12 protein-coding genes are annotated in these 13,062 nt (G+C 29.3%); 11 read left to right on the top strand and 1 reads right to left on the bottom strand.

Going from position 1 to position 13,062, the window contains the following annotated elements; all coding sequences use genetic code 11:
• Positions 1-2: 2 nt before the first annotated feature.
• The 8 genes from ybeY to ppdK all read left to right on the top strand — a co-directional run bounded on the left by ybeY (position 3) and on the right by ppdK (position 7,571).
• Positions 3-503, top strand: a complete 501-nt coding sequence (gene ybeY / locus ACZ5TJ_RS05720; RefSeq protein WP_045726113.1) for an rRNA maturation RNase YbeY — start codon at positions 3-5, stop codon at positions 501-503.
• A 22-nt stretch (positions 504-525) separates the two neighbouring features.
• Positions 526-1,227 (top strand): diacylglycerol kinase, encoded by a 702-nt coding sequence (locus ACZ5TJ_RS05725; RefSeq protein ID WP_464201910.1) that lies wholly within the window; start codon positions 526-528, stop codon positions 1,225-1,227.
• Between the two features lie 100 nt (positions 1,228-1,327).
• A complete protein-coding gene (locus tag ACZ5TJ_RS05730; RefSeq protein WP_464201911.1) occupies positions 1,328-1,726 on the top strand; it encodes a cytidine deaminase in 399 nt (132 codons plus the stop codon).
• A gap of 14 nt (positions 1,727-1,740) precedes the next feature.
• The gene (gene era, locus ACZ5TJ_RS05735; protein ID WP_464201913.1) at positions 1,741-2,631 is read left to right on the top strand and encodes a GTPase Era; all 891 of its coding nucleotides are present in this window, start codon (positions 1,741-1,743) and stop codon (positions 2,629-2,631) included.
• Between the two features lie 19 nt (positions 2,632-2,650).
• Complete coding sequence (gene recO / locus ACZ5TJ_RS05740; protein ID WP_464201914.1) at positions 2,651-3,391, top strand: DNA repair protein RecO; 741 nt, start codon at positions 2,651-2,653, stop codon at positions 3,389-3,391.
• 6 nt (positions 3,392-3,397) lie between these two features.
• A complete protein-coding gene (locus ACZ5TJ_RS05745; protein WP_464201915.1) occupies positions 3,398-4,024 on the top strand; it encodes a DUF4342 domain-containing protein in 627 nt (208 codons plus the stop codon).
• Positions 4,025-4,226: 202 nt separating this feature from the next.
• Positions 4,227-4,859 (top strand): helix-turn-helix transcriptional regulator, encoded by a 633-nt coding sequence (locus tag ACZ5TJ_RS05750; protein WP_464201916.1) that lies wholly within the window; start codon positions 4,227-4,229, stop codon positions 4,857-4,859.
• A gap of 84 nt (positions 4,860-4,943) precedes the next feature.
• Positions 4,944-7,571, top strand: coding sequence for a pyruvate, phosphate dikinase (ppdK, locus tag ACZ5TJ_RS05755; RefSeq protein ID WP_464201917.1), 2,628 nt, complete (start codon positions 4,944-4,946; stop codon positions 7,569-7,571).
• 41 nt (positions 7,572-7,612) lie between these two features.
• Here ppdK and ACZ5TJ_RS05760 read toward each other — a convergent pair whose 3' ends face one another.
• Positions 7,613-8,683 (bottom strand): CotS family spore coat protein, encoded by a 1,071-nt coding sequence (locus ACZ5TJ_RS05760; RefSeq protein WP_464201918.1) that lies wholly within the window; start codon positions 8,681-8,683, stop codon positions 7,613-7,615.
• A 172-nt stretch (positions 8,684-8,855) separates the two neighbouring features.
• On the opposite strand from ACZ5TJ_RS05760, the gene ACZ5TJ_RS05765 reads away from it, so the two are divergent.
• From ACZ5TJ_RS05765 to rpoD, 3 genes are all read left to right on the top strand, one after another.
• A complete protein-coding gene (locus ACZ5TJ_RS05765) occupies positions 8,856-9,887 on the top strand; it encodes a deoxyguanosinetriphosphate triphosphohydrolase (protein WP_464201919.1) in 1,032 nt (343 codons plus the stop codon).
• Positions 9,888-10,090: 203 nt separating this feature from the next.
• Positions 10,091-11,863: a DNA primase gene (gene dnaG / locus ACZ5TJ_RS05770; RefSeq protein WP_464201920.1), complete on the top strand. Its 1,773-nt coding sequence runs from the start codon at positions 10,091-10,093 to the stop codon at positions 11,861-11,863.
• Positions 11,864-11,869: 6 nt separating this feature from the next.
• Positions 11,870-13,000, top strand: coding sequence for an RNA polymerase sigma factor RpoD (gene rpoD, locus ACZ5TJ_RS05775; protein WP_039310515.1), 1,131 nt, complete (start codon positions 11,870-11,872; stop codon positions 12,998-13,000).
• The last annotated feature ends 62 nt before the right edge of the window (positions 13,001-13,062 follow it).

Raw genomic sequence — 13,062 nt, forward strand, 5'->3', positions numbered from 1 at the left:
AAATGATTTACGTAGATAATAGACAAGAAAAAATAAAAATAGATGAAGAATTTCAAAATAAACTTGAAGAGGTTATAAATTTTGCATTAAAGGAAGAAGAAGTTACAGTTAAAGCTGAAATATCAATGTTATTTGTTGATAATGAAGAAATAAGAGAAATAAATAATGATACTAGAGGAATTGATAGAGCAACTGATGTATTATCATTTCCTATGTTAGACTATGAAGATAAAAAAGTATTTAAGGAGATGTATAAAGATAAAGAATTTAATGAAACATTTATGGATGGGGAAGAATTAGTTTTAGGAGATATAGTTCTTTCACTAGAAAGAGCTTTAGAACAAAGTGAAGAATATAATCATTCATTCACTAGAGAGGCTTGCTACTTAGTTGTTCATTCAGTTCTACATTTATTAGGATATGACCACATGGAAGATGAAGATAAAAAGGTAATGAGAAAAAGAGAAGAAGAGATTTTAGGTAAATTAGATATTACAAGATAAAATTAATAAAAGGGTGATAAGTATGAGATTAAAAAAGATGGTCGATAGTTTTAATCATGCTATAGATGGAATTATATATACTGTAAGAACACAAAGAAATATGAGAATTCATATGATAATTACACTATTTATCCTAATGGCATGTCTTTTGTTTGATGTATCTAAAGGGGAATTTTTAATACTTGCTATTACAATAACTATGGTAATTGGAGCAGAACTTTTTAATACTGCAATAGAAGCTACTGTTGATATGACAACTAATTATTATCATCCACTTGCTAAAATAGCAAAAAATGTAGCAGCTGGAGCTGTGCTTTTAACTGCAATAAATGCTGTATGTGTAGGGTATATTATATTTTGGGATAAGTTATCTACAATTTCCCTTGTGCTATTAAATAAAATAAAAGGATCACATCCATATACGATTTTTATTGTTCTTGTTATTGTGTCAATTTTAACTGTAATAATTAAAGCTATATTTGGTGAAGGAACTCCATTAAAAGGAGGTATGCCAAGTGGGCATAGTGCATTATCCTTTTCAATAGCTACAGCAATATCACTAATTACAGAAGAACCTGTATGTATAATGCTTAGTTTTTTAATGGCTTTAATAACAGCACAAAGCAGAGTAGACTCAGAAGTGCATTCTACCTTTGAAGTTATAGTAGGAGCTTTATTTGGTATTTTAATAACACTTCTTATATTTACTATGTTCAAACTGTAAAGCTTTGTTAGAATAACTTTTTTTAATCATGTATTAGTGTTATAATAAATAGCACACAATAAGTATTAGAATACACAATATTTGAAATGAGGGATAGTATATGGCAAACATGAATTTAATAAGAGAGGCAATCAAAGTAAGAGAGAAGGCATATTGTCCTTATTCAAACTTTAAAGTTGGTGCTGCTGTTTTATTTGAAGATGGTAACATCTACACTGGTTGCAATATAGAAAATGCATCATTTGGTGCAACAAACTGTGCTGAACGTACAGCTATATTTAATGGTGTTAGTAATGGTAATAGGGTTATTAAAGAGATTGCATTAATAGGTGACACTAATAGTTATACTTATCCATGTGGTATATGCAGACAAGTAATTACAGAGTTTGCAGAAAACGAAAATATAAAGATTTATATAGTTAAAAACGAAAATGATTTTATAGAAAAAACATTAGAAGAAATAATGCCTGGATCATTTTCAAAGAGAGATCTAGAGTAGACTTAGGAGGAAATATGTTTAAATCAGGATTCATTTCAATAGTAGGAAGACCAAATGTTGGTAAATCAACACTTATGAATTATATAATGGGTGAGAAACTTTCAATAGTTTCAAATAAACCTCAAACTACAAGAAACAATATACAAACAATATTAACTACAGACGATTATCAAATGGTGTTTGTAGATACACCAGGTATTCATAAACCAAAGCATAAATTAGGTGAATACATGGTAAACTCAGCAAAGGATTCAACTAAAGATGTTGATCTTATACTTTTCTTAACTAATCCAGGAGAAGAAATAGGAAGAGGAGATAAATTCATTTTAGAAACATTAAGAGGAAAAAATGTTCCTGTATTTTTAGTTTTAAATAAAATTGATGAATTTACTCAAGAAACAGTTGCTAAAAGCTTAGCTGATTTTTCAAATGAATTTGATTTTAAAGAAATAATTCCAATATCAGCTATGAAAGGTAAGAATGTAGATAAGTTATTAGAACTTATGGCTAATGAATTACCAGAAGGACCTAAGTATTATCCAGAAGATATGATTACAGATGTTCAAGAAAGATTTGTAGTTTCAGAAATAGTTAGAGAAAAGGCTCTTAGAACATTAAGAGATGAAATACCACATGGTATTGCTGTTGATGTAATTCAAATGAAACAAAAAGAAAATGGAACTTATCACATAGAAGTAGATATAATATGTGAGAAAGATTCACACAAAGGAATAATTATAGGTAAAAATGGTCAAACATTAAAAAAGATTGGTGAAACTTCAAGATATGAATTAGAAAGATTCCTTAGAACTAAAGTTAACTTAAAAACTTGGGTTAAAGTTAGAAAAGACTGGAGAGATAATCAAAACTTACTTAAGGAGCTTGGTTATAAGAAATTAAAGTAGTTTTGGGGGGCTGATTTAGTTGTCATTATTTAAGACAAGTGGAGTAATAATTAAGACCCATGATTACAAAGAAAATGATAAACTTATTTGGTTGTACACAGAAAAGCTTGGAAAAATAACAGCTATAGGAAGAGGGGCAAAGAAAAATAAAAGTAAGCTCTTTGCCATAACTCTTCCACTGTGTTATGGGGATTATATGGTCTTTAAAGGGAAGAATTTATTTAATCTTCAAGAAGGTAAAATAATTAATTCATTTCAAGGTCTTATGGGGAACTTAGATAAGCTTACTTATTCATCGTATTTGTGTGAATTAATAGACATAGCACTTATGGATGGGGAAAGTAATAGAAGTTTATATAGAGATTTTGTAACTACATTATACTTGTTAGATACAGATGCTATTGACTATGAACTTTTAATTAGGGCTTTCGAACTTAGATTATTAAGAGCTACTGGATATGGACTTATATTAGACAAATGTGTTGCTTGTAAAAAGAAACTAAAGGTTTCAAATTATATAAGTTTATCAAATTTTGGTGGCGTATGTGATGAATGTCCTAAAACTCATGGTTTACATATATCAAAGGGAGCTTATAATGCACTTAGGTTTTTATTAAATACTAACTTGGAAAAGATATATATGTTAAACTTATCTAAAGAAATAAAAAAAGAAATAGAAAGAGTTACGACATTTATAATTTCATCAAACTATGCTAAAAAACCTAAAAGCTTAGAAATGCTAAATTATTTAAAGGAGTGATAATTTATGAAGGATATAACATTAGAAAAAGTAGACCAAATAAGAGAAAGAACTGGAGTTAGCTATGAAATAGCTAAAGAAGCTTTAACTATTAATAAAGGCGATTTATTAGAAGCATTAATATATATAGAAAATAATGTTGTAGTTCCATTTGCTGAAACAGAAAAAGTTAAAGAAGAAAATCCAGAAATTACGGGGGAAGAAAAAGACGAAACTGTAGAGGAATTTAAGACTTGGCTTAAAAGTGTTATAGAAAAGGGAAATATAAGCAGAATTAAGATTAAAAAAGATGATGCAGTATTAGTTGATGTACCTGTTAATGCAGGAATAGCAGCTGCTGTTATAGCAGTTATTCTTCCACCAGTCTTAGCATTTGGTGTTATAGCGGCTGTTGCAACTAAAATAACAATAGAAATAACAAGATGTGATGGTTCAGTAGAAGTAGTTAATAAATATGTTAAAAAAGCTGCTTCAGAAGCAAAGGGTAAGGCATCAGAATTTGCTGGTATAGTTAAGAATAAAATTAATAATACTAAGTTTGATTTTATAAATAAGAAGTCAAATAAAGTAAAGTCTCATGGTGAAGATGAAACTGTTTATACTTATACTGTGAATTTCAAAGATGAAGAATAAATGGAAGAAAATAGGAGAAAAATAGAGAGATTATAAAGTTAATAAGAATAAATAAGGAATATTCGATAGATTTGTTGGATTTTTCAGAAAATTTAGTATAGTCAAATAATAATTACATGGTATAATTAGTATATGATTAAAAAATTTAACAATTGAATCATTTATCTGAATATTCCTTTTTAGGTTGAAAAGAGGGATATATTTGAAACTGTCAGCTAGACAAGAAGAAATAATTAGATTAGTTAAAGAAGGACAGCCTATAACTAGCGAGGCTTTAGCAGAAAAACTAGGAGTAACTAGGGCTGCACTTAGAGCAGACCTTGCAATTTTAACAATGCTAGGAACATTAGATGCAAGACCAAAGGTTGGTTATGTATATTCAAACAAACCAAAGAGTAGCTTGGTACATGAGTATATAAGTGAGATTAAAGTTTCAGACATTATGTCAAAACCATCAGTAGTCAATGAAAGTACTACAGTGTACGATGCAATCGTATACTTGTTCTTAAATGATGTTGGTACTATATTCGTTGAAAATGAAGGACTTTTGACAGGAGCTGTATCAAGAAAAGATTTTCTAAAGATTGCTATTGGAGGAACTGATATTCATCAAGTTCCAATTGGAGTTATAATGACAAGAATGCCAAATATTATATGCGGTAATGCTGATGATGCGGCGTATGATATAGCAAGAAAAATCATTGATCATGAAATAGACAGTATTCCAATAGTAGAAAAAATTATGGTAGACAATAGGGAACAATACAAAATAGTGGGTAAAGTATCAAAAACTAACGTTACAAAGTTATTTGTCAGATTAGGCGAGAGTAAATAATTTTTATTAAGCAAACTACGGAGCAAATAGAAAAATAGTTCCGTTAGTATATATAACATTAGTATTGAACGGAGGAGTATTGAGATGGAGAAAAAGTACGTTTACCTTTTTAAAGAAGGGAATGCATCAATGAGAAATCTTTTAGGCGGTAAAGGGGCAAATTTAGCTGAAATGTCTATTCTAGGAGTTCCTGTTCCACAAGGATTTACAGTTACAACTGAGGCTTGTAATAAATATTATGAGGACGATAAAGTTATAGCACCTTCAATAATTGAAGAGATTGAAATTGCAATGAAAGAGCTTGAAAAAGAAACAGGAAAAGAATTTGGAAGTACAGAAAATCCATTACTTGTTTCAGTAAGATCAGGAGCAAGAGTTTCAATGCCAGGTATGATGGATACAATATTAAACTTAGGTCTTAATGATGTAGCAGTTGAAGCTATGGCAAAGCTTACTAACAATCCAAGATTCGCTTACGATTCTTACAGAAGATTTATTCAAATGTTCTCAGATGTTGTTATGGGTATAGAAAAGAGATTATTTGAAAATAAAATCGACGAGATAAAAGAAGCTAGAGGAGTTGAATTTGATACAGAATTAACTGCTGATGACTTAAAAGAACTAGTAGATCAATATAAAGTTATATACAAAAAAGAAAAAGGTGAGGATTTCCCACAAGATCCAAAAACTCAATTAATAGAAGCTGTAACAGCTGTATTTAGATCATGGAATAACCCAAGAGCAATAGTATATAGAAGATTAAATGATATTCCAGGTGAATGGGGAACAGCTGTAAACATTCAACAAATGGTATTTGGAAATAAAGGAGAAACATCAGGAACAGGTGTAGTATTCTCAAGAAATCCTGCAAATGGTGAAAAAGAAATATATGGTGAATATTTAATGAATGCACAAGGTGAAGACGTTGTTGCAGGAATTAGAACACCACTTCCAATAAAGAAACTAGAAGAACAAAACCCTGAAATCTATAAACAATTTATAGATATTGTAAATACATTAGAAAACCACTATAAAGATATGCAAGACATGGAAATAACTATAGAAGAAGGTAAACTATACTTCCTTCAAACAAGAAACGGAAAGAGAACAGCTCAAGCTGCACTTAAAATAGCTGTTGATTTAGTAAATGAAGGAATGTTAACTAAAGAAGAAGCAATATTAAAGGTTGAACCAAAACAATTAGATACTTTACTTCATCCAGCATTCTATGATGAAGACTTAAAGAAAGCATCACCAATAGCTAAAGGACTTCCAGCATCACCAGGAGCTGCGTGTGGATTAATAGCATTCACTGCAGAAGAAGCTAAGGAAAGAACTGCAAAAGGTGAACAAGTTGTTTTAGTAAGACTAGAAACTTCTCCAGAAGATATTGAAGGTATGATAGCAGCAGAAGGTATATTAACTGTAAGAGGGGGAATGACTTCTCATGCAGCTGTTGTTGCTAGAGGAATGGGTACATGCTGTGTAGCTGGTTGTGGAGCATTAAAAGTTAATGAAGAAGCGAGAACATTAGAAGTTAATGGAAAGGTTTATACAGATAAAGACTTTATTTCAATAGATGGAACAACAGGAAATATATATGGCGAAAAGATAAAGACTGTTACTCCAGAAATAACAGGACATTTTGCTACATTCATGGAATGGGTAGATAGTATAAGAAAATTAAAAGTAAGAACAAATGCAGATACACCAAGAGATGCAAAACAAGCAGTTGAATTTGGTGCAGAAGGTATAGGTCTTTGTAGAACAGAGCATATGTTCTTTGCAGAAGACAGAATATTAGCAGTTAGAGAAATGATAATTGCTAAAAATGAAGATGATAGAAGAAAAGCACTTGCTAAAATCTTACCAATGCAAAGAGCTGACTTTATTGGAATATATGAAGCACTTAAAGGAATGCCTGCAACTATAAGACTTCTAGATCCACCACTACATGAATTCTTACCTCACACAGAGGAAGATATTTTAGCATTATCTAAAGAATTAGATATTGATGTTGAAAAAATTAAAAATGCAGTAGATGAAAAACATAAATTTAATCCAATGATGGGACATAGAGGATGTCGTCTTGCTGTAACTTATCCAGAAATTGCAGAAATGCAAACTAGAGCTATAATTGAAGCTGCAATTGCAGTTAATGTTGAAAGAGGATATAATGTTGTTCCTGAAATAATGATTCCTTTAATTGGAGAAGTTAAAGAATTAAAATTTGTTAAAGATGTAGTTGTAAAGACTGCAGAAGAAGTAATGAAAGAAAAAGGAACAAACATTGAATATACTGTAGGAACTATGATTGAAATACCAAGAGCTGCACTTACTGCAGATGAAATTGCAAAAGAAGCAGAATTCTTCTCATTTGGAACAAATGATTTAACTCAAATGACATTTGGTTTCTCAAGAGATGATGCAGCTAAGTTCTTATCATCATATTATGATAATGGAATATATGAACAAGATCCATTTGCTAAACTAGACCAAACAGGCGTTGGACAATTAGTTAAAATGGCTGCTGAAAAAGGAAAGAGTACAAGACCTAATATTAAGCTTGGAATATGTGGAGAACATGGAGGTGACCCTTCATCAGTTGAATTCTGCCATAATATAGGATTAAACTATGTATCATGTTCACCATTTAGAGTTCCACTTGCAAGACTTGCAGCAGCACAAGCACAAGTTAAAAATAATAGATAAAAATAAAACAGCTTAGATTAATTTCTAAGCTGTTTTTATTATTAATATAATTTAAATCCATATTCACTTTCTATTCTTGGAATAATTTTTTTCATAAATTTTAAATGGAAGTAAACTGTTTCATTAGATTTCTTTAATAATGTTAAGAAAGAATATTTATTACACTTTCTCATATTCTTATAATAATCTCTAGATACTTTCCAAAATCTTTGAGGAAAAGCTATATAGGATAAAATATATCTAATATCAGATTGAGATAGTGGATGAATTTCATTATATTCTCTTAATATTGATAAAGTAAGTTCAATATTAAATAAAGTAGAATCACGCCTTAATAATCTTCTTAATAAATAGGATAAATCACGTGCAGAATAATCAAGTTTACATTTATCTAAATCTATTACCCAAATATTTTTTTCAAAATCAAATATTATATTTTTATTTACGTAATCTCCATGGCATAAAGATTTAGATAGTTCATTGCAATCTATGTTTGAAGATATTAATAATGAATATTTTGATAGTTTTAAATTATCATCATAATGCTTTAAGAATTCATTAGAAAAGGGGTCTTTAATTTTATTAGCTAACTTATAGTTTTCAATTAATTGTTCATGATGTTTTGATATTGATATGTAATAATCATCAAATCCTTTTCTGTTCTCACTACCTTTAATTGGAAAGAAATTTTTACTGCAAGAATGAATTCCAGCTATTTGTCTAGATGATGTTAAAACATGATTTACATTATCAAAGTCACATTTTACTCCATTAATCCAAATTGTAAGTATAAAGTACATATCATTAAATTTAACATATTTATTTCCATCTAATGAATTTAAAAGTTTTGGAGTTTTAATACCATTTTGCCAAAGCCATTCTAAAGCAGAGTACACAAATAAGAGGTTAGCTTCATCAAAGTAAACCTTTTTTAAGCAGTAACAATTACCTTTATAACAAACTTTATAGACGGCACGTTGCTTATCTGTGTTTTTAAACTTAACAATATTAACTTTAGCATTTTCTAAACCATAATGGATCAGTACATTATCTTTTATACTTTGTTCTGAAAATATATCTATAACATCAAATTTTCTGCTATCTATTACCATAAAAATCATACTCCTTATATAATTGCTTATTATTATTTTATTAATCAAGAATATGAAATAGAATAAGATAAATTTAAATAATAAATTTAAAATTATTGCAAATAATAAATTATAGTAATAATTAAAGGAATTTAAAGATAAATATAGAATGATTGATAAGAGGTGAATTTATATGGATATAAGAGAGAAAATTGAGAGATTTGAAATGTTGACATTAAGAGAGGTTGCAAAACATTCAAAAAATTCGCTAGGTAGAAAAAGACATGAAGAGAATGAGAATGTAAGAACATGTTTTATGATTGATAGAGATAGAATAATACATTCAAAGGCTTTTAGAAGATTAAAAGATAAAACGCAAGTTTATATAAGAACTAAAGGAGATCATTATAGAAATAGATTGACTCATACATTAGAAGTTTCTCAGATTGCAAGAACAATAGGAATAGGAATTGGACTAAATGAATATTTAATAGAAGCAATAGCTTTAGGTCATGATTTAGGTCATGTTGCATTTGCACACAATGGAGAAGAAGTATTAAATGAATTTTTAAACGAAGGGTTTAGACACAATGAGCATAGTGTTAGAGTTGTTGAAAAGTTAGAAAAAGAAGGCAAAGGACTTAATCTAACGAAAGAAGTTATAGATGGGATATTAAAACATAGTGGACTTTCAAAAAGTAAAAGTAGCAATGCAATGACTTTAGAAGGAATAGTTGTTAAATATTCTGATAAAATTGCTTATATAAATCATGATATAGATGATTCTATAAGAGCTAATCTTTTAAAGGAAGAAGATCTTCCAAAAGATATTATTAAAGTTTTAGGAAAAACTCATTCAGAAAGAATAGGGACTTTAGTTTCGGATTTTATAGAGGAATCTAATAAAAATTTAGATAATGGAATATTAAAAGTTTCATTAAGTGATGAAAAGGATGAAGCGATGAGAGAACTTAGAAAGTTCATGTTCAAAAATATTTATTTAGGAGATATTTTAAAGGAAGAAAGAGAAAAGGCTAAATTTATATTAGAGCAAGTTATAAATTATTATGTTAAACATCCAGAAAAAATGCCAAAGCTTTACAGGGATATTGTAAAAGAAGATGGGGTAGATAGAGGAGTAAGTGATTATATAGCGGGCATGAGTGACGATTATTGTCTAAATAAGTTTAACGAAATATATGTTCCAAAGTTAGTAATATACTAAAACAGAGAATAAAATATACAAAATTAGGAAACATAAAATTATCGGATAAAAAGAAGGAATTTCGATATTTAAGAAGAATAAGTATTAAAGACGGAATAAAAAAAATAATTATAAAATTATATGCAAATAAAAGAAGGAATATTGAAAAAAATGTCGAATAAAATATAAGTTGCATAAAAAAGCTTAGGAGGGAGTGAAGCTCCTTGCATATTACAGAAGAAACAATTGAAAGAATTAAGCAAGAAAATGATATTGTCGATATTATCTCAGAGACAGTAAAGTTAAAAAGATCAGGTCGTAATTACATGGGACTTTGTCCATTTCATAATGAAAAATCACCTTCTTTTAGTGTTTCACAAGATAAACAAATATATAAATGTTTTGGATGTGGAGAAGCTGGTAATGTACTTACATTTGTAATGAAAAATAGAAATCTAAATTTTATAGAAGCATGTAAGGTTCTAGCTGAAAAAGCTAATATCAGATTAGATCTTGGTAATGGAGAAGAAAGTAAAGTAGTAAAAAAGAAAGAACTTTTATATAAAGTGAATGTAGAGGCTGCAAGATACTTTTTCTCTAATCTTCAAAGAGATAAAAATTCTAAAGAATACTTCACAAATAGAGGCATAAAAGAAATAACTATAAAACGATTTGGTCTAGGTTATGCAAAAGATGGGTGGCAAAACTTAAGAATTCACCTTAAGAGAAAAGGCTTTAATGATGAGCTTATGCTTGAAGCTGGTCTTGTTTTAAAAAGTCAAAAGGGAACTATTTATGATAGATTTAGAAATAGAGTAATGTTTCCTGTATTTAATAGCAAAGGTAATGTTATTGGTTTTGGTGGTAGGGTTTTAGACGATTCTAAACCTAAGTATTTAAATTCACCAGAAACATTAGTTTTCCAAAAAGGAACTAATCTTTATGGATTAAACTTTGCTATAAAACATAAAAATGAAGAGAGATATTTTATAATTGTTGAAGGATATATGGATTTAATATCACTTCATCAGTATGGAATAACAAACGTAGTTGCATCTTTAGGTACAGCACTTACTACTAATCAAGCAAGATTACTTAAAAGATATGCAGATAAAGTTATAATCTCATACGATGCAGACTTTGCAGGTCAAACAGCAACATTAAGAGGACTTGAAATCTTAAAAGAAGCTGGATTTGATGTTAGAGTTCTACAAATTCCACAAGGTAAAGATCCAGATGAATTTGTAAGAAGTAATGGAAGAGATGCTTTCTTAAAGTTAGTTAATAAAGCAGAAAGTCTTATTTCTTATAGATTAAAAAAAGCAAAGGATGGAATAGACTTTAAAGATAAAAGTTCGCTTATAGAGTATGGAAATAGAGTTACAGAAATTCTGGCAAATTTAAACCCTGTAGAGAAGGATATATACGTAAAAAGTATATCAGAAGACACAGGAATTAAAGAGCAGTCACTATATGACTTAATTTCTATGACAAAAAATACGAAAAGTGAAGATTTTATGAATAAAAAGGAAGAATTTGGAACAAAATTATATGTAGAGCCAGGTTATGTAAAAGCTGAGAAATCATTAATAAAATTAATGTTAGATGAGGATTATTATAATGAAATAATAGAAAATATTTCATCAGATGATTTAAATTCTAAGGCACATGCAAAAATCTTTAACTTAATAAAAGAAAGCAAAGATAAAGGGTTAGAGAATACTAACTTGCATGTAGAAGCCGGTTGTGATGATGTTGAGTCTTCTAAAGAATGGGTAAAGATAAAAGAATTCCAAGTTTTAAAAGCAGAAGATAAACACAGACTAATATTAGATTACATAAAGCAAATTAAAAACTTTAAGTTAACTAAACAGTTAGATCTTCTTAGAAAAAAACTAAAAGAATTAGAAAATAATGGACTTATAGAAGAGTCAATTAAAGTTGCATTAGAATTAAATAAGATAAATGATGCACTTAAAAAGGGAGAGAGGGATTAGTTGGTCATGACGGAAGGAGGTAACAAAATTATGGCAGGAAAAACAAATGTAAAAGGTAAAGAAGATAAGAAGGATAGAAATCAAAGAATGACAATTGTCAAAAACCTTATAGAAAAAGGTAAGAAGAATGGTTCATTAACATACAAAGAAATAATGGATGAAATTGATAATATAGAATTAACTCCAGAACAAATAGAAAAAATCTATGAAGTTTTAGAGTCAATGGGTATAGAAGTTATAGGTGAACCTCATGGTGCAGATAAAGAAGAAGAGGAAGAAGAATTAGATTTAACTGTACCAGAAGGTATTGCAATAGATGATCCAGTTAGAATGTATTTAAAAGAAATAGGTAAAGTTCCACTATTATCTTCTGAAGAAGAAATTGAACTTGCTAATAAGATAGAGCAAGGTAGCCAATATGCTAAGAAAAAATTAGCAGAAGCAAACCTTAGACTTGTTGTAAGTATCGCTAAAAGATATGTTGGAAGAGGTATGTTATTCCTAGATCTTATACAAGAAGGTAATTTAGGTCTTATTAAAGCTGTAGAAAAATTTGATTACAGAAAAGGGTTCAAATTCTCAACTTATGCTACATGGTGGATAAGACAGGCAATAACAAGAGCTATAGCAGACCAAGCAAGAACAATCAGAATACCTGTTCATATGGTTGAAACTATAAACAAACTTATAAGAGTTCAAAGACAATTACTTCAAGAACTTGGAAGAGACCCATTCCCAGAAGAAATATCAAAGGTTATGGATTTACCTGTTGAAAAGGTTCGTGAAATCCAAAAGATAGCACAAGAACCAGTTTCACTTGAAACTCCAATTGGTGAAGAAGAAGATAGTCACTTAGGAGATTTCATTCCAGATGATGATGCATTAGCACCTGCTGAAGCTGCTGCATTTACAATGCTTAAAGAGCAATTAATAAATGTTTTAGATACATTAACTCCAAGAGAAGAGAAAGTTCTAAGATTAAGATTTGGTTTAGATGATGGAAGAGCTAGAACTCTAGAAGAAGTTGGTAAAGAATTCAATGTTACTAGAGAAAGAATAAGACAAATAGAAGCTAAAGCTTTAAGAAAGCTTAGACATCCATCAAGAAGTAAAAAACTTAAAGATTATTTAGATTAATATAGCAAGGCGCTAGAAGGATTTCTAGTGCCTTTTTAGTGAGTTAATAGATTTTTATTTTC

This window comes from Clostridium budayi, from assembly GCF_055396605.1.